The sequence below is a fragment of the Pseudomonas sp. TE21435 genome, from assembly GCF_056279265.1.
Genome location: NZ_JBWBQZ010000001.1, coordinates 1963314 through 1988448 on the forward strand (window position 1 = coordinate 1963314; position 25135 = coordinate 1988448).

The 25135-nt window shown below is 65.7% G+C and carries 19 protein-coding genes; 8 read left to right on the forward strand and 11 right to left on the reverse strand.

What is annotated here, in order from left to right; all coding sequences use genetic code 11:
• The first annotated feature begins 40 nt into the window (after positions 1 to 40).
• The gene (locus ACZ9C1_RS08740) at positions 41 to 1246 is read left to right on the forward strand and encodes an NAD(P)/FAD-dependent oxidoreductase (protein ID WP_139670087.1); all 1206 of its coding nucleotides are present in this window, start codon (positions 41 to 43) and stop codon (positions 1244 to 1246) included.
• Positions 1247 to 1264: 18 nt separating this feature from the next.
• Here the strand turns inward: ACZ9C1_RS08740 and ACZ9C1_RS08745 are convergent, their stop codons facing one another.
• The 7 genes from ACZ9C1_RS08745 to ACZ9C1_RS08775 form a co-directional block, all read right to left on the reverse strand.
• Positions 1265 to 1975: an HvfC family RiPP maturation protein gene (locus ACZ9C1_RS08745; protein ID WP_476253883.1), complete on the reverse strand. Its 711-nt coding sequence runs from the start codon at positions 1973 to 1975 to the stop codon at positions 1265 to 1267.
• Between the two features lie 4 nt (positions 1976 to 1979).
• Positions 1980 to 2801, reverse strand: a complete 822-nt coding sequence (locus ACZ9C1_RS08750; protein WP_476253884.1) for an HvfB family MNIO-type RiPP peptide maturase — start codon at positions 2799 to 2801, stop codon at positions 1980 to 1982.
• A 96-nt stretch (positions 2802 to 2897) separates the two neighbouring features.
• Positions 2898 to 3389, reverse strand: a complete 492-nt coding sequence (locus ACZ9C1_RS08755; RefSeq protein ID WP_102684110.1) for an HvfA family oxazolone/thioamide-modified RiPP metallophore — start codon at positions 3387 to 3389, stop codon at positions 2898 to 2900.
• A gap of 166 nt (positions 3390 to 3555) precedes the next feature.
• Positions 3556 to 4116, reverse strand: coding sequence for a DUF4174 domain-containing protein (locus ACZ9C1_RS08760; protein ID WP_139670079.1), 561 nt, complete (start codon positions 4114 to 4116; stop codon positions 3556 to 3558).
• Between the two features lie 187 nt (positions 4117 to 4303).
• Positions 4304 to 8743 carry an NEL-type E3 ubiquitin ligase domain-containing protein gene (locus ACZ9C1_RS08765; RefSeq protein ID WP_476253885.1) on the reverse strand — a complete coding sequence of 1480 codons (4440 nt, stop codon included), beginning with the start codon at positions 8741 to 8743 and terminating at the stop codon, positions 4304 to 4306.
• A gap of 77 nt (positions 8744 to 8820) precedes the next feature.
• The gene (locus tag ACZ9C1_RS08770; protein ID WP_258701474.1) at positions 8821 to 11181 is read right to left on the reverse strand and encodes a DNA polymerase II; all 2361 of its coding nucleotides are present in this window, start codon (positions 11179 to 11181) and stop codon (positions 8821 to 8823) included.
• Positions 11182 to 11274: 93 nt separating this feature from the next.
• Complete coding sequence (locus ACZ9C1_RS08775; protein WP_476253886.1) at positions 11275 to 12480, reverse strand: MFS transporter; 1206 nt, start codon at positions 12478 to 12480, stop codon at positions 11275 to 11277.
• Positions 12481 to 12594: 114 nt separating this feature from the next.
• On the opposite strand from ACZ9C1_RS08775, the gene ACZ9C1_RS08780 reads away from it, so the two are divergent.
• Positions 12595 to 13506 (forward strand): LysR family transcriptional regulator, encoded by a 912-nt coding sequence (locus ACZ9C1_RS08780; RefSeq protein WP_139670071.1) that lies wholly within the window; start codon positions 12595 to 12597, stop codon positions 13504 to 13506.
• Here ACZ9C1_RS08780 and ACZ9C1_RS08785 read toward each other — a convergent pair.
• A complete protein-coding gene (locus ACZ9C1_RS08785) occupies positions 13487 to 14407 on the reverse strand; it encodes a LysR substrate-binding domain-containing protein (protein WP_102684104.1) in 921 nt (306 codons plus the stop codon). The two genes, ACZ9C1_RS08780 and ACZ9C1_RS08785, sit on opposite strands and share 20 nt — an antisense overlap.
• 170 nt (positions 14408 to 14577) lie before the next feature.
• On the opposite strand from ACZ9C1_RS08785, the gene ACZ9C1_RS08790 reads away from it, so the two are divergent.
• The 6 genes from ACZ9C1_RS08790 (at position 14578) to ACZ9C1_RS08815 (ending at position 19203) form a co-directional block, all read left to right on the forward strand.
• Positions 14578 to 15354: a YqcI/YcgG family protein gene (locus ACZ9C1_RS08790; RefSeq protein WP_476253887.1), complete on the forward strand. Its 777-nt coding sequence runs from the start codon at positions 14578 to 14580 to the stop codon at positions 15352 to 15354.
• 2 nt (positions 15355 to 15356) lie between these two features.
• Positions 15357 to 15989, forward strand: a complete 633-nt coding sequence (locus ACZ9C1_RS08795; protein ID WP_139670069.1) for a LysE family translocator — start codon at positions 15357 to 15359, stop codon at positions 15987 to 15989.
• 26 nt (positions 15990 to 16015) lie between these two features.
• Positions 16016 to 17116, forward strand: a complete 1101-nt coding sequence (locus ACZ9C1_RS08800) for a hypothetical protein (RefSeq protein ID WP_046855073.1) — start codon at positions 16016 to 16018, stop codon at positions 17114 to 17116.
• Positions 17117 to 17283: 167 nt separating this feature from the next.
• Positions 17284 to 17949 (forward strand): hypothetical protein, encoded by a 666-nt coding sequence (locus ACZ9C1_RS08805; RefSeq protein ID WP_102684100.1) that lies wholly within the window; start codon positions 17284 to 17286, stop codon positions 17947 to 17949.
• A gap of 126 nt (positions 17950 to 18075) precedes the next feature.
• Entirely contained in the window at positions 18076 to 18699 is a 624-nt protein-coding gene (locus ACZ9C1_RS08810; RefSeq protein WP_277504869.1) for a ferric reductase-like transmembrane domain-containing protein, read from the forward strand.
• 15 nt (positions 18700 to 18714) lie between these two features.
• Positions 18715 to 19203, forward strand: a complete 489-nt coding sequence (locus tag ACZ9C1_RS08815; protein ID WP_139670063.1) for an HvfX family Cu-binding RiPP maturation protein — start codon at positions 18715 to 18717, stop codon at positions 19201 to 19203.
• 72 nt (positions 19204 to 19275) lie between these two features.
• Here ACZ9C1_RS08815 and ACZ9C1_RS08820 read toward each other — a convergent pair whose 3' ends face one another.
• The 3 genes from ACZ9C1_RS08820 to ACZ9C1_RS08830 are packed head-to-tail and all read right to left on the reverse strand — an operon-like array spanning position 19276 to position 24926.
• A complete protein-coding gene (locus tag ACZ9C1_RS08820; RefSeq protein WP_476253888.1) occupies positions 19276 to 22422 on the reverse strand; it encodes an efflux RND transporter permease subunit in 3147 nt (1048 codons plus the stop codon).
• A 15-nt stretch (positions 22423 to 22437) separates the two neighbouring features.
• Positions 22438 to 23664, reverse strand: coding sequence for an efflux RND transporter periplasmic adaptor subunit (locus ACZ9C1_RS08825; protein ID WP_476253889.1), 1227 nt, complete (start codon positions 23662 to 23664; stop codon positions 22438 to 22440).
• A gap of 59 nt (positions 23665 to 23723) precedes the next feature.
• On the reverse strand, positions 23724 to 24926 hold the full coding sequence (locus tag ACZ9C1_RS08830) for a TolC family protein (RefSeq protein ID WP_457377800.1): 1203 nt from the start codon (positions 24924 to 24926) through the stop codon (positions 23724 to 23726).
• Between the last annotated feature and the right edge of the window lie 209 nt (positions 24927 to 25135).

Here is a 25135-nt window from a genome sequence, read left to right on the forward strand (position 1 = left end):
CAGCGACAACATCGATAATCGCGGCATCCAGGAGCCCCTCATGAAACAGATCCTGATCATTGGCGCAGGCTTCGCCGGGCTGTGGAGCGCCCTCGGCGCCGCCCGCCTGCTCGACCTGCACAAACGCGACGACGTGCTGATCACCGTGCTCGCCCCCCAGGCTGAACTACACATCCGCCCGCGCTTCTACGAGCCGGACGTGCACACCATGGCCGCCCCCTTGCAGGCGGTGTTCGACGCGGTCAACGTGCGCTTCGTCAAAGGCACGGCCTACCACATCGACCAGGCCAGCCAGGAGGTGGCCTATCGTCAAGCGGGTGGTATCGAGGCCAAGCTGGGTTACGACCGCCTGATCATGGCCTGCGGCAGCCTGCTCAACCGCCCGGCGCTGGCAGGCTTCGACCAGCACGCCTTCGATGTCGACAAGATCGACTCGGCCACCCGCCTGGAGGAACACCTCAAGTCCCTGGCCGCCCGCCCAGACAGCCCGGCGCGCAACACCGTGGTGGTGGCCGGTGGCGGCTTCACCGGCATCGAGACCGCCACCGAGCTGCCCAGCCGGCTGCGGGCGATCCTTGGCGACAAGGTCAAGCCGCGCATCGTCGTGGTCGACCGCGGCGCGAAGATCGGCGCCGCCTTGGGCGACGGCATCCGCCCGGCCATCGAACAGGCATCGGCGGCGCTGGGGATCGAGTGGGTCTGTGGCGCCACGGTGGCGTCGGTGGATGGCGACGGCGTGCTGCTCGACAACGGCGAACGCATTGCCGCCAACACGGTGATCTGGACCGTGGGCTTCAAGGCCAACACGCTGACCGAGCAGATCAGCGGTGAACGCGACCGACAAGGTCGCCTGCATGTGGACGGCCACCTCAAGGTCATCGGTAACTCGTCGGTGTATGCCGCGGGCGATGTGGCCTACGCCGCCTGCGACGAGGTTGGCAACTTCGCAGTGATGTCCTGTCAGCATGCCATTCCGCTGGGTCGCTACGCCGGCAACAATGCCGCCGCCGAGCTGATCGGCGTGGCACCGATGACCTACAGCCAGCCCAAATACGTCACCTGCCTGGACCTCGGCGCCTGGGGCGCGGTGTACACCGAAGGCTGGGAGCGCACCGTCTCGCCGCCGACGGACAAGGCCGAGGCCAAGCAGCTCAAGCAGCAGATCAATTCGGTATGGATCTATCCGCCGGCAGCGGACCGCGCGGCAGCGCTGGCGGCCGCCGATCCGTTGATCCCGGTGGCCTGACGGTACATCTGCGCGCGCCTACAGGGCATCTCGAATACCGACGATGATGCCCTGCTCACGCAACTGTCGCAGCATCTGCAGCCCCTGCTGCAGGTGCTGATCCCCCAGCGCCCGCAAGCGCTCGCGCCCGGTACCGGGCAAGCCCACCAGCAGCTGCCAGGCCAAAGGCGCCAACCGGGCGAAGCGTACCTGCAGGTCGGCGTCGCGGTACACCAGCAACAAGGTGGGCTGCTCCGGCGCCTCGTCGGGTTGATACTCGGGACCGATGCGCTCCACCGGCCAGCGGTAGGCCAGCACCCGGGCCACGCACGACAGCAGCGGCTCGCCGGCCAGCAGGTCGCCGTCCGGGTCGTGCGGCGGATCCTCGGCGTCGCTCAGGTACAGCTGCGCTTCGATCCATTCGTAGTGCGCCAGCTCCAGCTGCCAGGGAGCGTCCGGCGCGACGCCCTGCAGGTAGTCGATGAAGGCTTCGGCTACTTCGGTAAACAGCGGCGTCTGGCTACGGTAATGGGCGTAGAAGTCACGCACCCGCGCATGCCAGTGCTCATCGCCTAGGGTCCGGCGCATCACCGGAAAACTGCCGGCCAACAGCCCTTCGATGGCGCCATAGAACAATTCGCGGTAGACCTTCAGGCGCCGCGCCTCGATACCGGGCGGCGGCGGGTTGCCGACCGGGTCGCGCAGGTGGCGGGCCAGGGTGAACTGCTGGTTGCGCAGGGTTTCGGTCATGGTCTTACGCTCCATGGGCGCGCTGCACATCGCGAATGCGTGCCGTCTCGGCCAGCAAGTCGGCCAGCGGCGGGTAGTTGAAGTCGCGCTCGAGCACGGTGGGTTGCGCGCCGAAGCGCTCGCAGGCGTCGGCGAACAAGGCCCAGACATCCTCCTTGACCGGCGCGCCGTGGGTGTCGACCTTCAGGTCCGGCGCTTCGTCATAGTGACCGGCCACATGCATGCCCACCACCCGCTCGCGGGGAAGGCCGGCGAGGAAGGCCCGGGCGTCGTAACGGTGGTTGCAGGCGTTGACGAAGACGTTGTTGACGTCCAGCAGCAGGTCGCAGTCGGCCTCGTCGAGCACGGCGCGGACGAAATCCAGCTCGGCCATCGCCTGGTACGGCGCGGCGTAGTAGCTGATGTTCTCCACGGCGATACGCCGGCCAAGGATGTCCTGGGCCTGGCGGATGCGGGCGGCCACATGGTGGACGGCCTCGTCGGTGAACGGAATCGGCATCAGGTCGTAGAGGTGACCGTCATCGCAGCAATAGCTCAGGTGCTCGCTGTACATCCGCACCTGGTGGTGGTCGAGGAACTGCCGGGTGCGCTGGAGGAAGCCGAGGTCCAACGGCGCGGTGCCGCCCAGTGACAACGACAGACCGTGGCAGGCGATGGCAAAGCGTTCGGCCAGGCGCGCCAGGCCCTGCCCGAAGGCGCCGCCGACACCGATCCAGTTCTCCGGGGCGCATTCGAGGAAGTCCACCGCACCCGCCTCCATGGTCAAAAGGTCGGGCAGCAGGCCGCGGCGCAGGCCGAGACCGGTGTGCAAGGTGTGTTGGGGCATGATCGGAGGGTTCCGTATTGCAGGGATCGGCATCGCGGGGCCGCCCGCCCCCACAGGGCAGATTCCGGTGGCAGCGGACTGGCCCCGCGACAGGCGTCAGGACTCGCCGGTCAGGTGGCTGAACAGCCCGTCGGGCATCGCCTTGCCATTGGCCTTGTAGATCGCCGCCAGGTGATCGTGGGCCTCCTGCTCGGAGATGAAGCCATCGTGGTTGCGGTCGATCTTGTCGAAGTCGGCCGCCCGGTCCTTGGCCACGGCCAGGAACTCCTCGCGCGAGACCTTGCCATCATGGTTGCTGTCGGTGCGGGCGAACGAGGCGTCGCCGCACTTGCCCTCACCGCACTTGCCCTCGGCACCGGCCTTGGCGCTGGCGCCACACTTGCCCTCGCCACATTTGCCTTCGCTTTGCGTGACCTTGCCGCTGGCACCGCATTTGCCCTCGCCGCACTTGCCTTCGCCAGGGGTCTTGGCAGCGGCCAGCTGATAGCCCTGGGCCAACGGTTCTACTGCGAAAGCGCTGTTGCCCAGGACCATGCCGCCGAGCAGGGTGGCGCCGAGCAGGCCGAGGGTTTGACGGGTCGTTTTCATGGTGTCGCTCCACTGTGGTTGGAAAGTGGAGCCATTGAGCCGCAGCGGTGTGTCGCCGATGTATCGGTGCGGGCGGGGTTTTGTATGGCAGTGGGTCGGGGCGAGGCGCAGATACACAGAGATACACGGACGGCCTTCTGCCTCGCAGAAGGCCGTGGCAGAGGCGTCAGTCTTCCAGCGGCTTGGGCGGCGCGGCAGGTTTGGCGGGCTTGCTCGGCTTGGCCTTGCTGTCCTTGGCCTTGGGCTCGGCTGGCGCCGCCGCCACGGGCTCCGGCGCGGTCACCGCCTGCTCGCTGGCCGGCAGCGCATCGACCGCCTTGAAGATCACCTGCGGGTCGAGCTTATCGCCACTGTCGTCGTCCTTGAGCACATGCCGCTCACCGTCCTTGCCAACCAGGATCACCTTGGTGCCCTTGCTGGCCCCCAGCTTGAGCTCTCGGATCAACGCCATGGTGGTCTGCTGCTCGAGGTTCTTGTCCTCACGCTTGCCCATCATGTTGGCGACGCTGTACAGCACCAGGCCACGCTCCTTGAATCCGGCCTGGGTCGCAGGCTCTTTCAGCGCCTCTTCCAGGCCACGCAGGGTCGGGTCGGCTGAACTCGGGGCAATGACCACCAACGGCCTGGCCTTGCCCAGTTCCTTGGCCAGCGGGGCATCGCTGTCGGCGGCGTACAAAGGGCCGGCTACGGCGAGCAAGGTGGCGAGGGTCAGTGACCGAACGAGCATGCGCATCTCCTTGTTTTCTCGATAAACCTAAAGACTATGGATCAGGGAGAAAGATCCGACGCGGGAGCCTAAACGAGTTGCCCCAGCCGTGCTCGGTGCAAAGGTAACCTCCGATTACCATGGCCGAGCTGCGAAATTTTCCGATACATCGCAGCCCAGTTAGAGCATAGCCCAAAGCCGCGAGGGTTCAGGGGGTGTCCAGCGTGATCGTCCGCGCCCTGCCCATGGCCTCACGGGTCAATTGCAGCATCAGCTCATGCTCGCGCTGCTGATAGGTGATATGCAGATGCTCGATTTCCGACTCCCTGCCACCCAGATCCATGAGCTGTTGCAATGCTTCATGCATCTCTCGGGGTACCTTCAGCCGGTGGGCGTAATTTGCCCTCAGGTAGTCCTGCCAGAACGGTTGTCTGGCCAGGTACTGGGCCAGGCTGGTCGCTGACTGCGCGGCAAGCACCGTATGCCTAGCCCGTAGGATGTCCTGAGGCCTGAGGTCGGGAATCCCGAAATGCAGCATGTCATCCTGCTGGATGGGCAGGTCGAGCTCGCCGCGCAGCGCAATGCGATAGGCCAGGGCGAACTCGATCGACTCATTGCCTGCCCCTAGCCTGATGGCATGCTCCGCTGCCACCTGGTCCAGTACATTCAACCGCCATAGCTGCCCGCCCAGATGCAGCAGGGCGCGTTCAGGGTGACGCGCCAGCTCGCCGTGCCGTGCACGCCACACCAGTACACGCAGCTCAAGGTCGGAAAACCGAATGGTTGCATTGTCCTGGCAATCGGTGACGGCCGCGGTATCGAACAGTTCGCGCTTGAGCACTGGGTCCTTGGCCATGTGCTCGAACATGTCCAGCAGGCGGATCGCGAAATCCCTGGCCAGCGGCGCAGACTTGAAATTGCCCGAGGTTGTCAGTAACGACAGGGTATCGAACAAGTCCTTGGCGTCCTCATCCGTTACAAATCGCGTCCAAAAGGCGGACATCTCTTCACGCCTGTCATCTGGCGCGACATCCATCCAACGCAGGCGATACGGGACCCGGCTATCCTCCAGCCAATGCCAGCTACTCAGCGACTGCGATGACGCCTCTAACAGGTTGCCACGCAGGTCTACCCGCCCTCCCCTCCACACCTGCGACCTGTGAAAGTCCTCGGGCACCCCGTGCAGGGCATTGTCTGCGAGATCCAGCGTGTTCAGCTCCGTGCTATCCATGATGCCATAGGGGAAGCTGTCCAGTTGACAGCCTCGAAGGTGCAGCGCATTGAGCCTCGGCATGCCAAAGACCGAAAAGCTCCTGCGCAATGGGTTACCTGAAAGGTTGAGGTACACCAACGAACGACAACTGGCCAGGACCAAAGCCTGGCCTTCATCCAGGGCAATCTGGTTGCCTGACAAGTCGAGCACCTGCAGATGCGCACTGAGCGTTTCCGGCAAGGGGAGACGCCTGAGCCGACAATTGGTGATCTCCAGGCTGCGCAAATTGGGAAACGCCCCAAGGAAGTCATCCGCAACCGTTTCCAGGCGCATGTTGCGCAGCTCGAGGACCGAGATATGGGGAAAGCTGATGGACGGAGGGATGCGCGGCAGATGCCGAAGACGACTATGAGCAAAAATCAGCATATAACGACCCATCTGCGGCAGGCCACCGACCAGCTCGGGTACCAGGCAACGCCAACAGTCGATCAGGTCCTTGCGAAAGGCACGCCGGGCCAGCAATTCCAGCGAGGGGAATGCACCCCGCACCCACCGGTCCATGTTGTTGCGCAGCACGTTGTACTGCTCTTCCAGCGCATCCAGACGCACCTGCGCGTCCGCTGCCTCAAGCCAACGCCCCACCTGTTCGTCGCTGAACGCAGGATACAGGTCCCGCAGCCGTGCCCCGAGAGCCCGCGGCGCACGCACACCCAACGTGGCCCAGAACCTGCCACCGCTCAAGGGATAGCCGATCCGGCCATCCGCGAGCCGATGCGGGGCCAGGAAGGCGCCGCTTTGCCGGCCCCGGCCCAGCCAGTCGAGAATCATGCTCCGCTGGTCGATGGCCTGCGTCGCGAGTCTCGCCCGCAAGGTCAGGGCCAAAGGCTCGTCCAGGCCGAGCGCGGCACGCTGCTCGTCGTTGAAGGCCCTGCTCAGTACGTCGAACAATTCGCCCGAACCCGCAGGCGCCGCCTCGAGTGCACGACGGCTGAATACACCGTCGCGATGGACCAGGTCCAGAACTGCTCCATCACCCTGCGTGGCCAGCAACGGCTGGCTGGCATCGCCGTCGAACAAACGCCAAGCCGGGCCGGAGGATGCCCCCGGCAAGCGCGCCAGCAGATTCAGGACGACCTGCGCAAGATCCAGCGTTTGCGGCGTATCGAATGTCAGCGCCTCGTGCACGCGCACCGTGCGAATGCTCAGAACCTGGTCCCTGGCCGCCTCGGCCATGCATAGCGGTACCCGCCGCGTATCCAGCAGGGCTGCACGATCATCGTCACTGGCCGTGTGCCAGACCTCATCCGCTGCCAGGCGGTGCAGGCCGGCAAAATCCCGGCGCAGGATCGAGCTGGCGTCAGTATCGGGAAAGGCCGCTTCGTACATCTGCTGCAACAGGTCGCGACGCTGAGCCAAAACCCGTTCGGCAATGGCCTGGCCAGCCTTGCCCTGAGCGCCGGGCAAGGCCTGCGCCCTCTGCAACAGCGCCATGTCGGTGATCGGCAGTCCACCGCGCAGTTGGTCGCTCAGGTCCTGGATGCGACCCGCCAACAGGATCCGCTTGGCCGTGTCGGTTACCAATGCGTTGGCGCGCCTCCCATAGACATGCCATTCCCGCAGATGGTCCTCTTGTAGACCATGAATAGTCATGAGCTGATCGATCTGATGCCCGTCGAGGTCGCTGAAAGGTTTGCCCAGCCGGCGAACCATCATGTGCGAATCGTTCCACTCGGCCGGTTGCTCGTGCCAGAGCCGCCACGCCCCCGCGTCGTTGTGACGCAACTGCGGGCCATATCCCTGGTAGGGCAGCAGCCGGAACGGTTCGTCGGCGTGTTCCTGGGTGACTCGATACCAATGCCCTTGCATCTCGATCCAGCAACGCCCACCCTGTCGACGGATGCCCTGCCCATCCATCACCTCGCTGCCCGGCGGGACCTCGCTGCGGTAAGGCTGAAGATCGCCGTTCCACAATTTTTCACTGCCGTCGTCCAGCCGCGCGGTGACCAAGGCATCCACTTCGGACCAGGCGCGGCGTACCACGCCGACGGTGGCCGCGGTCGCAGCCACGGCCAGCGAGCGCTTGCCGACATTCAACCAGTGTTCCAAGGCGGCATCACGCTCGTCGTCACGCCAATCGCCGATGGCCTGGAACGCTTCCTGGAGCAGTTCATAGACCATCACCGCGGCCAACAAGGCGCCCAGCACCGGCACGAACAACCCGGCCACGGCAAGCAACCCCCAGCCCTCGGCGCGTAGACACTTGTCGTGCTCGGCCTGGACCTCGCGATCCAGCTGGGCCACGGGAGGCGCGATCATCGCCGCATCGTCCTTGATCTGCGCAATCCAGGCATCGGCAAGATGCTCGAACAGCGCCGGCGGATAGCCCGTGGTCTGCTCATCGAGATCGCGGGTCGCCCAGTCCGGCACATCGTCAAGGCGCTCGCTGATCGCAGTGAACACACGACGGCTGTCGCGTCGGCGCACAAAACGACTGAAGAAGCGGCGGTAGTCATTCTTGCGCAACCGCTTGCCCAGCACGCGGCGGGAATAGTCCTCCAGATCGTCATTGGCACTCCACGGCCCTTGGGGGTCGCCCGGCATATACACCAGCACCCGTTTGCTCGAGTTGTAGATCAATCCCTCGTCGATGACATCCAGCACGACGATACGCTGCACGGGGCAACCAAAGACCTTGAGTTGCCGAACATGGACCGGGGCGCCTTGAAGCCTGCCGGGCTGGTTGTCGCGACACAGCCCGATCACCCATTGCAGCTCGACCTCGCTGAGCACTCCCTGCGCCTTGGCCCGCAGAGCATCGGCCAGCATGCTGCTGCGCAGGAACTGCGCCAGCGACGCCCTGATGCCTTGCCCCCCTGCGTCGGCAAGTAGAATCGAGTCCAGGTGTTGCTGATACTGGCGCCCCAGGTCCAGCGTGCGACACACCGCAGCGAAGGACAACGCCGACAATCCGGTCTGAACCATACCCTTGCCGTCGACTACGGCATTGCGTCGCGGCTGCTGATACCGCTCCTCCTCGGTGAAATTGCGCAGTGCCGCCTCAAGCAATGGCACGTCGTAGTAGTCGCTGGCGGGAACGGGTACACGCCCGGTAAAGACGCTGACAGTATGTGCGTCGTAGACATACCAGCGGCGAAAATACAGGGCTCCGACATCCGGGCGGCCATAAGGCTGGAGCGCCAGCTGCAACAAAGGCCTGGCGAAGGCATCGATGTTGCGAATCCTCGCAAACGCGCTCGACAAGCGCCGGTTGCACTTCAGAAGCTGGCGCAGGGCATCGCCCAGCAAGGCGAACTCCAGCTCGCTCAAGCGTATTACCCAAGATGGCAGACGCTTTGCGATTACCTGGTCCTGGTATGCCTGCGCGACGGCAATGGAGTCGATAGCGTTCGGCTGCTGACGGGGACTTTCCTTCATGATTGCCTCCAGAATGCGTGGAGGCATCAAACTAGCCAACGCCAGGCACCGTCGATGCCTAGATATCTGACACCCGCTCAGAACAATGGCAACTGGCGGTCGGTCAAGCCCCTGAAATTATCGTTGACGAACGGCAAGATGGCATCCGCAACCGGCTGAAGTTGACGGCTGAGGTAGTGCTGGTAGTCGATCTGCGCCTGCAGATTCTCCAGTGGCTGCGGGCCCGCTGTGGTGATCACGTAGCTGATCCAGCCGCCGCGCTGATACTGACGTGGTCGCCCCATCCGGGTGTTGTACTCGTCAGCCAATCGTGCCGCGCGCACATGCGGCGGCACATTGCGCTGGTAGTCGGCCAGGGGGCGACGCAGGCGCTTGCGGTAGATCAACAGCTCATCTTGCTCGCCGGCCAGGGTTCGCCACACATAATCGCGTATGTAGTCGCGATAGGGCTGGCCGCGAAACACCCGCCCATAGAGCTCCTGCTGAAATTGCCGGGCCAGGGGCGACCAATCGGTACGCACCGACTCCAGGCCCTTGAACACCATCTCGTCACCACCGTCGGCGTGCTGCACCAAGCCGGCATAACGCTTCTTGCTGCCTTCTTCCGTGCCGCGGATGGTCGGCATCAAAAAACGCCGGTAATGGGTTTCGAACTGCAGTTCCAAGGCGCTTTCCAACCCCATCGTTTCGCTCAGGTGCTGGCGCCACCACTGGTTGACCTCGGCCACCAGCTCCCGGCCGATGCGCGCTGCGGACTGTTCGTCATGGGCGTGCTTGAGCCAGACGAAGGTAGAATCGGTATCCCCGTAGATCACATCGAAACCACGGGCCTCGACCAGCGCCCGGGTCTGGCGCATGATCTGGTGCCCGCGCAGGGTGATCGACGAGGCCAGACGCGGATCGAAGAAGCGACAGCCGCTTGAGCCGAGCACACCGTAGAAGGCGTTCATGATGATCTTCAGGGCCTGCGATAGCGGCGCGTTGCCATCACGCTTGGCCGCCTCGCGGCCCTGCCACACACGTTCGACGATCGCCGGCAGACAATGCTGGCTGCGCGAGAAACGCCCACCGCGAAAACCTTCCACCGAGCAGGTGTCGTCCGGCTGGCGCAGGCCTTCGACCAGGCCCACCGGGTCGATGAGGAAGGTGCGGATGATCGAGGGGTAAAGGCTCTTGTAGTCGAGCACCAGCACCGAATCGTACAGGCCTGGCCGCGAATCCATGACGAAGCCACCCGGGCTGGCCTCGCCCTCGACACTGCCCAGGTTGGGCGCGACATAACCAAGGCGGTGCATGTGCGGGATGTACAGGTGGCAGAACGCGGCCACCGAACCGCCACTACGGTCCACGGCAAGGCCGGTGATCGATGAGCGTTCGAGCAGAAACTCCAGCAGCCGGGTATGGGCGAAGATCCGCGTGACCAGTTCGCAATCCTTGAGGTTGTAGCGGGCCAGGGCCGGCTTGTCCTCGGCGAAGCGGCGGTTGATCTCGTCCATCCGCTGGTAGGGCGTGTCGATTGCCTTGCCCTCGCCCAGCAACTGTTGCGCGACGCTTTCCAGGCTGAACGAGGGGAAGCTCCAGGTCGCCGAACGCAAGGCCTCGATACCGTCGATCAACAACCGACCCGGCGCCTCGGCAAAAAAATGGCTGCGGCTGCCATGCTCGCGCAGGTGCATCGGTGCGCCGTCACGGCCCAGGCACAGCGGCACGTTCAGGCGCTGGGCATGCTCGTGCAGCAGGCGCAGGTCGAACTGCACCAGATTCCAGCCGATGATCGCATCGGGGTCGTGGCGGGCCAGCCACTGGTTGAGGCAGGTGATCATTTCGGCGCCGTCGCGGCAGTAATGCAGGTCGAAATTCACCTCGCCGGCGTCGCCGTTGGCCGGGCCCAGCATGTAGACCTGGCGTTGGCCACAGCCTTCCAGGGCGATGCTGTACAGCTCGCCACGCTCGCTGGTCTCGATATCCAGCGACACCAGGCGCAAGGCTGGGCGATAGCCGGGGTCGGGCTTGAGCTGGGCATCGAGCAGGGTGCCCTGGCCGTCGGCGCGGCCATTGAAACGCACCGACGCGGTGATGAAGCGCTCCATCAGGTAGCGCTCCGGCGGGCGGATATCAGCTTCGAACACCTCGATGCCGGCACCGCGCAGGCGCTTTTCCAGGGCGATCAGCTGGCGGTGCTGGCGGCAGTACAGGCCCATGACCGGGCGCAGGTCGAAGTCGCGCAGTTGCAACGGCTTGAGTTCGACGCCCTGCTCATCTGCCAGCAGCAAGCGGGCGTGTTCGGCCTGGGCGGCGGGCAGGAAAGCCACCGAGGGCTGCGGGGCCAGGCGCACGCGCCGGGGCCCCTGGTCGGTGGCCAGCCAGAACTCCACGCAGGTGCCTTCGGGCGTGTCATGCCAGTGGCGGGTCAGGACGAAGCCTTGTTGCAATTGCACTGCGGGAGAACCTCGAATCGCTGCTTTGTTCGCACCTGCTGATTGTAACTGTCCTGTCGTCAGAAATGCTGCTTCGCGGATACAGACGTCGGGCTAGCGGGCGCCGGCGGCGAACCCGGCTCGGCGTCCGCCCAGCACCAGCAACCATGCCAGCACCACCAGTGTCAGCACCACCGCGCCAAACGCCCCTACCCCGGCGCCCACCAGCAACAGACCGCCGATGATGCCACCCAGGGCGATGGCGCTATTCCACACGGTCACCAGCATCGACTGCGCCACGTCGCCGCCCTCGCCTGCCGCATCGGCACAGGCCGTTTGCAGCAGCGTCGGCGCGCCGCCGTAGGTCAGCCCCCACAGTGCCACGCTGGCATGCACCAGCCAGGGTGTGCCTTGCACCTGCCCCAGGGCCAGGGTCGCCAGGGCGAAGCCGGCCAGGCACAACAGCACCAGCACACGCAGATGCCGATCGACCCCCAGGCCGACCAGGACGATGCCGGCCAGCGAGGCCAGGCCGAAGGTCATCAGCACCTGACCCACCGCGTCAGCCATGCCCGCTGCGGCCAGCAGCGGCACGACATAGGTGTAGAGAATGTTATGCCCGAGGATCCACGCCAGGATCACCAGCAGCACCCGCGCCACGCCCGGGGTGCGCAGCACCGCCAGGGCCGCGGGGCGCTTGCCGGTGGCCTGGCCGGGAAAGTCCGGCACCGCCCGCACCACCCAAGCGGCCAGCAGCAATGCGGTCAGGGTCACCATCACGAAGGTGGCCCGCCATCCCATCAATGCCCCCAGCCAGGTACCGATGGGCAAGCCCAGCGACAAGGCAATGGGCTGCCCCAGCATCGCCACCGCCATGGCCTTGCCCTGCTGGGCCGGCGCCACCATGCGCCGCGCATGACCGGCGATCAGGCCCCAGGCCAGGCCGGCGGCGGCACCGGTGCAAAAACGCAGGAGCAAGGTGAGCGTGTTGTCCGACGACACCGCGGTCAACCCGTTGAACAGGATGAATCCGCCAATGGCCAGCAGCAGTGCCCGGCGACGCCACCAGCCTTGGGTCAGGGTCACCAACGGGACGGCCGTAAGCAAAGACCCCAAGGCGTAGGCCGTGACCCATTGCCCGGCCATGGCCTGGCTGATCTGCATGCCGTCGGCGATCTGGTCGAGCAGGCCGGCCGGCAGGGTTTCGCTGAGGATGGCGATGAAGCCGGTCAGGGCTAGGGCCAGCAAGCCGCTCAGGGGCAGACGCGTGGCGCTGACGGGAGATGCGCTGGCGCACGCCGCCGGGGAAGGTGAATGCATGATTGTCTCCGGTTTGTCGAACAGGCAGGCATCTTGCGCCGCTGGGGTATTGCGGAAAAAGCCGGGTACAATTCCGCGCAGTAAGGACACCAAGGTCCGCAATCGGAGTGCAGCATGGACAGCCTCAGTGGCTTCATGGTCTTCATCCGGGTCGCCGAAGCCCGCAGCTTCGTCGCCGCCGGCCAATCGCTGGGGATCAGTGCGTCAGCCGTGGGCAAGCGTGTGGCCCGGCTGGAGGAGCGACTGGGAGTGCGTCTGTTCCATCGCAGCACGCGCAGCATAACGTTGACCGCCGAGGGCACGCTGTTCCTTGAACGCAGCCGGCGCATCCTGGCCGAGATCGAGGCCACCGAGCAGGCGCTGTCCCAGGCCAGCGGCGCGCCGCGCGGACGCCTGCGGGTGAGCCTGCCGCAGGTGACCGGGCTGGTGATGCCGGCGCTGGCCGAGTTCATGGCGCGCTACCCGGAGATCGAACTGGACCTGGACTTCAGCGACCGCATGGTGGATATCGTCGGCGAAGGCTTCGACGTGGTGATGCGCGGCGGCCAGCCGCTGGATTCACGGCTGAACGCCAAGTTCCTCGGGCACTTCCAGCACCGCCTGGTGGCGTCCCCCGAGTACCTGCGCGAACGCGGCACGCCGCAGCACCCCCGCGAGCTTGGCGGGCACAGCTGCCTGCATTACCGCTTCCCCAGCAGCGGCAAGCTGGAAACCTGGCCGCTGCGCCGGGAGCACCCCGAACAGGACTACGCCATTCCCATCTCGATGGTCTGCAACCATGTAGAGACGCGCATCTGCTTCGCCCTCAACCACCGTGGCATCACCTGCCTGCCGGACTTCAGCGTGCGCCGGGAGCTGGCGGCCGGCAGCCTGGTCAGCGTGCTCGACCCCTTCATGGAGCGGCGCGGCAGCTTCTATTTGCTGTGGCCATCCGGCCGGCAGATGCCGCCCAAGCTGCGGGTGTTCATCGACTTCATGCTCGAGCGAGTGCTGCCAGCCACCGACCTCAGCCGTACAGGTAGCTGATGTCCTTGTGCGACAGCGGCGGCACCTGCGCCACCAGATAGTCGCGCAACTTGTGCATCTGGTGGGCCTTGGGGCTGGACTTGAGCCAGGTCATGTAATAGCCGTCGCCGGTGGCCACAGCCTGGGGAAACGGCGTGGCCAGGTTACCGGCGGCGAGGTCGGCGCTGGCCAGCACCAGGTCGACCACCGAGATGCCCAGCCCCTGCTGGGCGGCTGAAATACCTTGGTCGAGAGTGTCGAACACCTGGCCCTGGTCGATGCTGATGTCCAGCGCGTCCATGCGCGCCAGCCAGCGCCGCCAATCGCGGCGGTCCGGCGACGGGTGGAGGAATTCGCAACTGGAGAGCACCGAGAGTTCCGGCCGCGCCTGCTCGAGGTAGTTCGGGTGGCATACCGGGATCAGCCATTCATCGAACAGCTTGAGGCTCTCCACATCCGCGGCAAAGCGCCCGTTACCCAACAGGATGGCGCAGTCATAGGGCTCGGAATAGAAATCCACCGCATCGATGTCCATCCACACGCTCGACAATTGCACCGAACAGCTGTTGTCGACCTTCTTGAAGCCGTCCAGGGCCCTCAGCAGCCAGCGCACGGTGAGCGTGGACGGCGCCTTGAGCCGCACGCCATAGCGGTCCTGGCGCAACAGCGCACAGGCATTCTCGATGATCTTGAAGCCGACCTTGAGCTCCTGGGCCAGCAGACGGCCGTGCTCGGTCAGGCGCAGCTTGGGCCCGCGACGCTCGAACAGGTCGCAGCCAAACAGGGCCTCAAGCGTCTTGATGTGATGGCTGACCGCGCCTTGGGTAAGGGCCAGTTCCTGGGCTGCGCGGGTGAAAGAGCCATAGCGCGAGGCCACTTCGAAGGCCCGCAGGGCGTGCAAGGCTTGAATCCGTTCCGACATGGCGCCTTCCGAGCATGAGTGAAGCTAATAGTAGGTCATAGATCCAGGCGTTTTACAACGCAGAGGCCATCTCCGAAAATGCCGGTAAATAACAATTATATATAACCAACCTGCACGGATATGACGAAAAAGTTCTATTAACGCTACCTTCGGATCTACCTGGGGAAATCATGTTTACGGGTTATGGAAACTGCTATCGCCTGGATGCGCTAGAGCTCGCCGACGAACATGTCCAGAACCGACACCACTGGACACACAAGACCATAGAACACTTCAAGGAAACCCTGGCCAACCCTGACTTCCCCTGCCTGTTCGGGCGAAAGGCGGTCACGGCGCGCACCTGCCATATCGTCTTCGCTCGCGCCGCACGGCTGGCCGACGATATCGCCCTGGGCCTGGCCGACTACATCGCCACCATCGAGCCGATCCCGCTCAAGCAGCGCATCGGAAACCCGCTGCTGGTGTTTCTCGAAACGGCCCCTGACTCCTCGCTCGAGGCGCAGCAGGCGCTGGCCTGGGATGTGCTGCGCGAGGTCCACGCCCGCGACTCGCTGCCATGGCCCGAGGAGATCCCGCAGGACCCACATGACGCACGCTGGTCATTCTGCTTCGCCGGCATGCCGCTGTTCATCAACATGAACTTTCCCGCCCATCGCCTGATGAAAAGCCGCAACCTGGGCCCGCACATTGCCTTCGTCATCAATCCGCGGGAGAGCTTCGACGAAGTGGCCAGCGCCAGCACCGAGAGCGGCCAGCGCATCCGTGCGCGCATCCGCGAGCGGGTACGTCACTACAACGACGGCGTCATGCCCGAGACCCTTGGCTTCTTCGGCCAGGACGACAACTTCGAATGGAAGCAGTACCAACTGCAGGAGCCCGGTTCGCCGAGCCCGGCGCGCTGCCCGTTCCACACCCACGCAATGGCTGAACGCCCTACCGAGAACTGAACGTGAATACCGCACTGACCGCCACCTATGCCCTCACCGTCCTGCTGCTGATCGCCACGCCCGGCCCGGTGGTGGCGCTGATCGTCAATACCGCCGCCGCCTCGGGTTCGCGCAAAGCCCTGTTCACGGCGGTCGGCACCAACTGGGCATCACTGGTACTGATCGGCGCGGCCGCCTGGATCATCCTGACCAGCGCGGCCATCGACAAGACCTGGCTCAGCGGCATGAGCCTGCTGGGTTGCCTGTTCATCGGCTACATCGCCCTGGGCACCCTGCGCGAAGCGCTGCAGGTACCGGCCGAGAGCGCCGCGCAGGCCGCAACCGCTGTGCAACCGGGCCGTGGCGGCTTGCTGCAGGGCTTCATGGTCGGTATCTCCAACCCCAAGGACATCATCTTCTTCATCGCCTTCTTCCCGCAGTTCATCCAGATCACCGAGTCGTTCGGCAAGAGCATGGTGGTGCTGTCGCTGCTGTGGATCGCCATCGATTTCGCCGTGCTCAGCCTTTACATCTTCGCCATCGGCAAGATCGCCTCGCCGCGCAGCAACCGCCTGATCAGCCTGGCCTCGGGTGTCGCCCTGCTGCTGATTGCCGCTGTCGGCCTGGCCTACAACATCAGGGAACTGGCCGCCTGAGCCTGCCCTCACACCAAGGAGCGCCCATGACACCGACCGACAGCGCCACCCCCGGCAGCATGGGCACGCCCGACCCACTGGCAGAGGATTACCAGCGTTTCCTGCAACTGGGCAGCCGCCGGGCACCGCACACGCTGTACGTGCATGAGCGCGGCTACCGCTCCGGCACCATCAACACCGACGCTTTGGGCATGCGCTACAGCCATTGCGCCGGCAAGCGCTTCTCGGTGGCCGAACGCGGCGGCGCGGCGCGGGTCAACCTGCTGGTAGGCGGCTCCACCGCCATGGGCATCGGCGCCAGCTCCGACGAGCACACCGTGGCCTCTTACCTGTCGATGCTGACCGGCGAGATCTGGCTGAACCTGACCGGTTGCGGGCTCAATGCCACGCAGGAACTGCTGATGTTCCTCACCCACCAGCACCGCTTTGGCCAGATCGGTCATGTGGTGGTGCTCAGTGGCCTCAACTCACTGGCCCAGGAGGCCCTGGCCGAGGTACTGGCCGGCGCGCAGGATCCGCATCGGGCACAGGCCTATCAGGACTTTCTCAATCGCTTCAACGAAGGGGTGCAAGCTACCGGCGAGGCACGCCGCGAATCGCTCTGGCAACGCCTGGGCCAGGTTCTGGCGCCTGCGCGACAACCGCGCTGGCCGGACATCGAGCCGCTGTCCAGTCCCGACAAGCGTCTGATCCGCGCCGCCGATTGCGTCGGCCGCACCCTGCGCCAATGGGATCGCCTGCTGGCCGACGGCCATACCACCCTCACCTTCATCCTCCAGCCGCTGCTGCCCTGGTGCCGCGAGGTCGTGCCCAGCGCCGAACAGGCCATGCTCGGCGAACTTGAGCGCCAGCCGTCGAATTTCGATCGCCTGCTCGGCGACACCTTCGACAGCCAACTGCACATGGCCTTCTTTCGCCGTATCAAGAACCAGGCTGAGCCGGTGCCGTGCTATGACATGAACAGCATGCTCAGCAGCTCGCCGGTCTTCAGCGAACACCTGTTCGTCGACCGCCTGCACTTCAACGACCTGGGCAATAACGCGCTGGCCAAGGTGATCACCGCCAAGCTGGGGCTGGCCCAGGAAAGACAGGCCCTGCGCAAGGTCGCACCAATCAAGCTGGTCTGATGGCCGTACGCCGGGCTTTCGGGGAAGGGGCGCGGATGGATAGAATACGCTGTCGTCGCTCCTGATTTGCCCGAGGCAACCGCGTAACTGCCATGACCATCCCAGACGTTCCTTCGTTCCCGGCCCGCCCTCAGGGTCGCAGCCATCGCGCCAGCCTGGCCGTGGCGATGCCGTTGCTGCTGGCCGCCGTCGGCACCCAGGCCCTGGAAGTGAACATCGACCCGCATGCCGACCTGCTTTACCGCCAGGCATTGCCCCTGCTGGAGCAGGCCGACAGCCAGGACGACAGCGCCAGCCCGCTGCGCACCGCCGTTGGCGACCCTGAGCTCAGCCGCCAGGGCCAGGCCATGGCGCACACACTGCCCACGGCCGTGGCGCTGCTGAAGAAATCCGTCGCCCTCGGCCACCCGGTGGCCCAGTATCGACTGGCGCTGTACTACACCACCTACCTGCCCGCCAACCAGATCGCCGAGGCTGCCTGCCCCTTGCTCGAGGCCAGCCTCAAGCAAGGTTTTGCCCCACCGGCGCTGGCTATCGCCCACTGGTGCGCACCCTACAATGCCAGCCCCGCCTACCGCGAGGCCCTGGAGGCAGTCCCGAGCATGGCCACCCTGTATGCCGCCTACTATCCGCAGCCGGCCACCCGCCTGGCGTGCAACCGCAGCAGGCCACAAGGCCTGCAGCTGCAGTGGGGGCGCCAGCGTGACTATCAGGCCGAGATCTACCGGCTGCTGGGCGAGCTGGACCCGCGCCAGCGCCAGGCCTACCTGCAAAAGGCAGTGGAGATCAACGGTTGCGCGGCGGCGCAGCAGCGCCTGACCAGTACCCGCTGAGCACCGCTACACAGCGATACATAACCCAGCCTCCCGCGACACACTGCCGATACGCCGCCCCCGCACACTTCCGGCCACACCACGCGACGGCCCCCGCCGTCGCCAAGCACGCCGGGACCCTTGCCCATGAAAGTATTGCCATTGCCCACTGGCTGGAAGCTGTTCCACGCCCTCGCGGCATTGACCCTGCTGATGACCACTCTGGTCATCGCCACCCATCCGCTCGGTGCCGACGGCTTGCGCAGCGCCATCCGCGCCACGGCACGCAGCTCCTTCGCACTGTTCCTGCTGACCTTCCTGGCTTCGACGCTGGTCACCCTGCTACCCGGCTGGGCCAGCCGCCAGTTGCTGCGCGAACGGCGATACCTGGGCCTGGCCTTCGCCTTCTCGCACACCGTGCATGGTGTGCTGATCTACCTGTTTGCGCATCGCTACCCGGAGTTGTTCTGGGCCGGGCGCAGCGCCGTGGCGAACATCCCGGGCTCGGTGGGTTACCTGTTCATCCTGTTGCTGGCCCTGACCTCGTTCAAGGCACCGATGAGCGTGCTCGGTCCACGCCTGTGGAAGGGCCTGCACAGCACCGGCACCTGGGTGCTGGCGGCGGTGTTCTGCCTGTCGTTCTACAAGCGCGTCCCCATGGGCGGTTGGTACCCGCTGGCGTTCGCCCTGATGTTCGCCGCCATTACCCTCAAGCTCATCGCCAAGCAGGCCCAACGCTCACGCCGGGCCGCCACTGCCCTGTCGCACTGACACAAGGAGATCACCATGCTGACAAATACCCTGACTCGCCCGTTCATGGCCCTCGACCGGGCCGGTAGCTGGAGCGCCGACCTGCCGTTGCGCCTGTTCCTGGCCTGGGAGTTCTTCGAATCGGGCCTGGAGAAGTTCAATGGCGCCAACTGGTTCACCGACCTGCAAGGCAGTTTTCCGTTCCCGTTCGATTTGCTGCCAGCGGGCCTGAACTGGCAACTGTCGATGTGGGCCGAGCTGCTCTGCCCGCTGCTCCTGCTGCTCGGGCTCGGCACCCGCCTGGCCTCGGCGGTGCTGATGGTGGTGACCGTGGTGGCGATCGCGGCGGTGCACTGGCCGAGCCAGTGGTCGAGCCTGGCGGAACTGGGGCGGGGGTATGCGATCACCGACCAAGGGTTTGGCAACTTCAAGCTGCCGCTGATCTACCTGGTGGCGTTGTTGCCACTGCTGTTGAAAGGTTCTGGAAGGTTGAGCCTGGACCACTGGCTGTGGCGTCGGCATTAAAGCATCGCGGGGCAAGCCCGCTCCCACGAAGTGAATGCCTTCGTGGGAGAGGGCTTGCCCAGCGACAGGGGTTCACGCAGTCTCGGCCTCATCGCGCCGGTGCGCCCACTGGTACAACGCCGGCAGCACCAGCAAGGTCAGCGCCGTCGACGACAGGATCCCGCCGATCACCACCGTCGCCAGCGGTCGCTGCACCTCGGCACCGGTGCCAGTGGCCAGAGCCATCGGGATGAACCCGAGCGATGCCACCAGCGCGGTCATCAGCACTGGCCGCAAACGGGTCAGGGCGCCCTCCTCGACTGCGGCGCGCAGGCCGCGCCCTTCCTCGCGCAGGTTGCGGATAAAGGCGATCATCACCAGACCGTTGAGCACCGCCACCCCGGAAAGCGCGATAAAGCCCACGCCCGCCGAGATCGACAGCGGAATGTCGCGCAGCCACAGCGCCAGCACGCCACCGGTGAGGGCGAAAGGAATCCCGGTGAACACCAGCAGACCGTCCTTGAGGTTGTTGAACATCATCAGCAACAAGGCCATGACCAGCAACAACGACACCGGTACCACCACGCGCAGGCGCTCGGCCGCCGATTGCAACTGCTCGAACTGGCCGCCCCAGCGGGTCCAGTAGCCCGGTGGGATCTGCACCTGGTCGATCAAGGTCTGCGACGCCTCCTCGACGAACGAGCCGAGGTCACGCCCGCGCACGTTGGCACTGACCACCACCACGCGCTTGCCATCCTCTCGGCTGACCTGGTTGGGACCCAACTGCAGGTTCAGCGTGGCCACCTGGGACAGCGGGATGAAGCCGATCTGCGCAGCGCCCGCGGCGGCACTGGCCGGCACCGGGATCAGCAGGCTCGACAGCCCGTCGACATCGGTGCGCAGCGCCTCGGACAGACGCACCACCATGTCGAAGCGACGGTCGCCTTCGTACAGGGTACCGGCGGTACGGCCCCCCACCGCGATGGCAATGGCATCCTGCACATCGCCCACGTTCAAGCCGTGGCGGGCGGCCTTGTCGCGGTCGATATCGATGGTCAGCACCGGCAGGCCTGTGGTCTGCTCGACCTTCACCTCGGACGCCCCCGTCACTTGCTGCAAGCTGGTGGCGATCTGCGCGGCGGTGCGGTTGAGCACCTCCATGTCATCACCGAACACCTTCACCGCCACGTCGCTGCGCACCCCGGAAATCAGCTCGTTGAAGCGCAGCTGGATTGGCTGCGACAGCTCGTAGTTGCTGCCCGGCACGCTGGCCGCCGCCTGCTGCACCTCGGCGATCAGCGCGTCACGCGACTTGCCCTGGTCCGGCCACTGCTCGCGCGGCTTGAGCATCACATAGGCGTCGGAAATGTTCGGCGGCATCGGGTCGGAGGCGATCTCGGCGGTGCCCGTGCGGGCGAACACCCGCTCCACCTCCGGCACCCGCTCGATGATGGTCTTCTCCAGGCGCTGCTGCATGTCCACCGACTGCGACAGGCTGGTGCCTGGCACGCGCAGGGCCTGCAGGGCGAAGTCGCCTTCGCTGAGGCTGGGGATGAACTCGCTGCCCATGCGGCTGGCCAGCAAGCCGGACAGCAGCACCAGGGTCGCGGCGCCGGCAAAGGCCAGGTTGCGCCGGCCCAGCACCCACTCCAGCACCGGGGCGTAACGGCGGCGGGCAGCGCGCATGACCACGCCTTCTTCTTCCTTCACCTTGCCGGTGACGAACAGCGCGAGGGCCGCCGGGACAAAGGTCACCGAGAGGATCATCGCCCCCAGCAACGCCATCACCACGGTGAAAGCCATGGGGTGGAACATCTTGCCCTCGACCCCGGTCAGGGCAAAGATCGGCAGGTACACCACCATGATGATCAACTGCCCGTAGATCAGCGGCCGGCGCGCCTCGCGGGCGGCGGCAAACACTTCGTGGAAGCGCTCGGAACGGGTCAGCATGCGGCCATGATGCTGCTGGGCATGTGCCAGTCGGCGGATGGCGTTCTCGACGATCACCACCGCGCCGTCGACGATGATGCCGAAGTCCAGTGCCCCCAGGCTCATCAGGTTGGCACTGACCTTGTTGCTGAACATGCCGGTGAAGGTGAACAGCATCGACAATGGGATGACCATGGCGGTGATCAGCGCCGCGCGGATGTTGCCCAGGAACAGGAACAACACCGCGATGACCAGGATCGCGCCTTCGATGAGGTTCTTCTTCACCGTGGCGATGGCCTTTTCCACCAGGTTGGTGCGATCGTACACGGTGATCGCCACCACCCCCTTGGGCAGGCTGCGGTTGATCTCCTCGAGCTTGGCCGCCACCGCCTGGGACACCGTGCGGCTGTTCTCGCCGATCAGCATGAATACCGTGCCCAGCACCACTTCCCGGCCGTTCTCGGTGGCGGCGCCGGAGCGCAGCTCCTGGCCCAGGCCGACCTGGGCCACGTGGCTGACGCGGATCGGCGTGCCGTCGACGCTGGAGATGACGATGCTGGCGATGTCCTCGGCCGAAGCCACCTGGCCCGGGGCACGGATCAGCAATTGCTCGCCGTTGCGTTCGATATAGCCGGCGCCGACGTTGGCGTTGTTGCGCTCCAGCGCGGCGACCAGATCGTTGAGGGTCAGCTTGTAGGCTGCCAGGCGCTTGGGTTCCGGGGCGATCAGGTACTGCTTGGCATGGCCGCCGATGCTATTGACTTCGGCCACGCCCGGCACATTGCGCAGCTGCGGCTTGATGATCCAGTCCTGGATCACCCGCAGGTCGGTGGCGGTATAGGGCGTGCCGTCGTCCTTCACGGCGCCCTCCTTGGCCTCGACCGTCCACAGGAAGATCTCGCCAAGGCCGGTGGAGATCGGCCCCATGGCCGCCTCGATGCCCTCGGGCAACTGTTCGCGGGCCACCTGCAGGCGCTCGTTGACCAGTTGCCGGGCGAAGAAGATATCGGTGCCGCCATCGAAGATCACCGTCACCTGCGACAAGCCCGAGCGCGACAGCGAGCGGGTCTGCTTCAGGCCCGGCAACCCGGCCATGGCGGTCTCGATGGCGAAGGTGATGCGCTGCTCGGTCTCCAGGGGCGAATAGCCGGGCGCCGCGGTGTTGATCTGCACCTGCACGTTGGTGATGTCGGGCACGGCGTCGATGGGCAGCTTCTGGTAGCTGTGGATGCCCACGGCGGCCATCAGCACTACGGCGAGCATCACCACCAGGCGCTGCTCGATGGCGAATTGGATCAGGCGTTCGAACATGAAAAGCGTCCCCGGTCAGTGGCTGTGTTCGACCGAGCCTTTACCCAGCTCGGACTTGAGGACGAAGCTGCCGGCGGCGGCCACCTCGGTACCGGCGGCCAGGCCTTCGCGGATCTCCACCTGGCCGGCATCACGTCGGCCCGGCTTGACCGGGCGGGCCGCGAACCCTTCATCGGTGCGGGCGAACACCACGGTCTGCTCTTCCCAGGTCTGCAGGGCGCTTTCCGGCACCACCACCGCGGCGTCGAAGCGCTCAACGGTAACCGCGATGTTGACGAACAACCCGGGGCGCCAGGCGCCATTGGGGTTTGCCAGGGTGGCGCGCACGGTAGCGGCGCGGTTCTGCTCGCCAAGCAGGCTGCCGACGTAGTTGACCTTGCCCTCCACCTGGGCGCCGAGATCCGGCGCGCTGACGGTCACGCCACGGCCACTGACCACCTTGTCCAGGTCGCGCGGGGCCACGGCGAAGGTGGCCCAGACCCGGCTCAGGTCGGATAGCGTGAAGGCATTGCTGGTCTCGTCCACCACCTCGCCCACGGTCAGGTGCTTTTCCACTACCATCGCGTCGAACGGTGCGCGCAGCTCGTAGCGGTTGCCCTTGCCGGCCGGCGCCACCGCGGCGACCTTCTGCCCGGCGTTGGCGGCGGCGATCTCGGCCTCCTGCAGCGCCTGTCGGGCCAGCAGGTAGTCCTGCTCGGCGCTGATGCGCTCCTGCCACAACTGTTTTTCACGCTCGAAGGTCAATCGCGCCAGCTCCAGGCGCCGTTGCGCAGCCTGCTGTTCGCTGCGCAGCTCAGAGATCTGCTGGCTGGCGATCACCGCCAGCACCTGGCCGCGTTTGACCGCCTGGCCCAGCTCGGCCTGCACCGACTCGACCACCCCAGGAACCCGTGGTACTACATGGGCGGTGCGGTCTTCGTCGAAACGGATTTCGCCAGGGAAATTGATGGCAGTGCCCAAGGTGCGCGGGCCGGCGGTGGCCAGCTGCACACCGGCGGCCCGGATCTGCTCGGCAGTCAGGTGCAGTTGGCCCTCCTCCTCGCCATGCCCCTCGCCTGCGGACTCGCCGTGGCCGTGTCCGTCGTCCTTCTCTTCGTCATGGCCATGGCCGGCTTCGCCGTGGTCGTCGTGTTGGGCCTGGCCGCCGCCGGCCTTGCCAAGGGTGCCGGTCCAGGCCGCGCCACCGAGGCCGATAACGGCCAGGGCGGCGGCGAGGATGGCGAGCTTGCGTGGGTTGGTCATTGTTGCTCCTGCTGGAAAAGTCGTTGCAGTTCAGGGCCTGCCCCGCGACGGGACGAGGCTCAAAGCTCGCCGTAGATCCGCTCCACCTGTGCCCGGGCATCAGTCGCCTGGGCCAGCGCTTCGAGATACAAGCCCCGCGCCTCGATCAGCGTGCGCTGGGCATCGAGCACATCGAGGAAGGCGAACTTGCCCATCTCGAAACCTCGGGTGGCGGTGTCCACCGCCTGCTGGGCGGCGGGCAGGATGGTGCGGTCATACGCCTGCACCTCGCCCATGGCCGTGCCCCACTGCTCCAGGGCACTGCGGGTTTCGCTGCGCAGGCGCAGTTCGACGGCGTTGCGCAGATCGCGGGCCTGGTCAGCGCGGCGCGCGGCGGCCAGTACGTTGCCCTGGTTGCGGTCGAACAGCGGCAGCGGCATGGACAACCCCACCACATTGACCCGCTCACGCTCCTCACGGCTGTACTGGCTGCCCAGGCTCACGGTCAGGTTGGGGATGCGCTGGGCCTTCTCGGAGCCCAGGCTGGCATCGCCACGCTCGATCTGCGCCGCGGCCAGGCGCCATTCGGCGGTCTGCTCGACCGTGGCCAGCAGGCGTTCGGCCTTGGGCGCCGGGCCTGGCGAGAGCGAGCTGGCGTCGAGTCGGTCGAAGCGGGCCTCGGCGCTGCCGGTCAGCCGCGCCAGGGCTTGATTGGCCACCGTGCGTTCGGTTCGCGCCCGGCGCACCGCCGCCTCGGCCTGGGCCAACTGCACCTGGGCGCGGGTGGCCTCCACTGGCGAGGACTGCCCCGCGCGCACCCGCCCCTCCACCACCCGCAGGCCACGTTCGGTCAGCGCCTGTGACTGCTGCGCCAACTCCAGCGCGGTCTGCGCCCGCAAGGCGGCATGGAAAGCCTGGATCACATCGGCGCGCAGGCTGTTGCGCTGGCGCTCGAGTTCCAGGCGGGCGACCGCCTGACCGGCCTCGGCGACCTCGATCCGCGCACCGCGCTTGCCGCCCAGCTCCAGGGCCTGGCTGAGGGTCACGGTGGTGGTACTGGTGTCGCGGCGGGTGTCCTCGACCTCCCAGGACAGCTCGGGGTTGGGGATCAGCCCGGCCTGGCGGCGCTCGCCTTCGGCGATGCCGATCTCACGGCCGATGGCGGCGAAGTCCGGGTTCTGGGCAAAGGCGGCGTCGAGCGCCTGGTCCAGGCTCAGGCCCTGGGCGCCGGCAGGGCCGGCCAGCAACAGGCAGAGCAAGGCGATCTTGCGGGGGATGGGCACGGCGGAAGTCCTCGTCGACAAGCGGCGGAATGCTTTGGCGAGGGACTTTAGGGAGCCTTGGTTATCTGGGGGGTGGCGTGAAGATTACAATTCTGTAATCGAACGTTTGGGTGTCCCACAGGCGACGGGGCAGCGCCTGGCGGATCAGAAGCCATTGGCAAAGGCTTGCCATCAGGCTAATCCCGAAATACTGTATGAATATTCAGTAT

What these genes read in the sequence shown, in the direction of transcription:
- ACZ9C1_RS08740 (WP_139670087.1), top strand. Translation starts at nt 41, where the DNA reads ATGAAACAGATCCTGATCATTGGCGCAGGCTTCGCCGGGCTGTGGAGC.
- ACZ9C1_RS08745 (WP_476253883.1), bottom strand. Translation starts at nt 1,975, where the DNA reads ATGACCGAAACCCTGCGCAACCAGCAGTTCACCCTGGCCCGCCACCTG.
- ACZ9C1_RS08750 (WP_476253884.1), bottom strand. Translation starts at nt 2,801, where the DNA reads ATGCCCCAACACACCTTGCACACCGGTCTCGGCCTGCGCCGCGGCCTG.
- ACZ9C1_RS08755 (WP_102684110.1), bottom strand. Translation starts at nt 3,389, where the DNA reads ATGAAAACGACCCGTCAAACCCTCGGCCTGCTCGGCGCCACCCTGCTC.
- ACZ9C1_RS08760 (WP_139670079.1), bottom strand. Translation starts at nt 4,116, where the DNA reads ATGCTCGTTCGGTCACTGACCCTCGCCACCTTGCTCGCCGTAGCCGGC.
- ACZ9C1_RS08765 (WP_476253885.1), bottom strand. Translation starts at nt 8,743, where the DNA reads ATGAAGGAAAGTCCCCGTCAGCAGCCGAACGCTATCGACTCCATTGCC.
- ACZ9C1_RS08775 (WP_476253886.1), bottom strand. Translation starts at nt 12,480, where the DNA reads ATGCATTCACCTTCCCCGGCGGCGTGCGCCAGCGCATCTCCCGTCAGC.
- ACZ9C1_RS08780 (WP_139670071.1), top strand. Translation starts at nt 12,595, where the DNA reads ATGGACAGCCTCAGTGGCTTCATGGTCTTCATCCGGGTCGCCGAAGCC.
- ACZ9C1_RS08785 (WP_102684104.1), bottom strand. Translation starts at nt 14,407, where the DNA reads ATGTCGGAACGGATTCAAGCCTTGCACGCCCTGCGGGCCTTCGAAGTG.
- ACZ9C1_RS08790 (WP_476253887.1), top strand. Translation starts at nt 14,578, where the DNA reads ATGTTTACGGGTTATGGAAACTGCTATCGCCTGGATGCGCTAGAGCTC.
- ACZ9C1_RS08800 (WP_046855073.1), top strand. Translation starts at nt 16,016, where the DNA reads ATGACACCGACCGACAGCGCCACCCCCGGCAGCATGGGCACGCCCGAC.
- ACZ9C1_RS08805 (WP_102684100.1), top strand. Translation starts at nt 17,284, where the DNA reads ATGCCGTTGCTGCTGGCCGCCGTCGGCACCCAGGCCCTGGAAGTGAAC.
- ACZ9C1_RS08810 (WP_277504869.1), top strand. Translation starts at nt 18,076, where the DNA reads ATGAAAGTATTGCCATTGCCCACTGGCTGGAAGCTGTTCCACGCCCTC.
- ACZ9C1_RS08815 (WP_139670063.1), top strand. Translation starts at nt 18,715, where the DNA reads ATGCTGACAAATACCCTGACTCGCCCGTTCATGGCCCTCGACCGGGCC.
- ACZ9C1_RS08820 (WP_476253888.1), bottom strand. Translation starts at nt 22,422, where the DNA reads ATGTTCGAACGCCTGATCCAATTCGCCATCGAGCAGCGCCTGGTGGTG.
- ACZ9C1_RS08825 (WP_476253889.1), bottom strand. Translation starts at nt 23,664, where the DNA reads ATGACCAACCCACGCAAGCTCGCCATCCTCGCCGCCGCCCTGGCCGTT.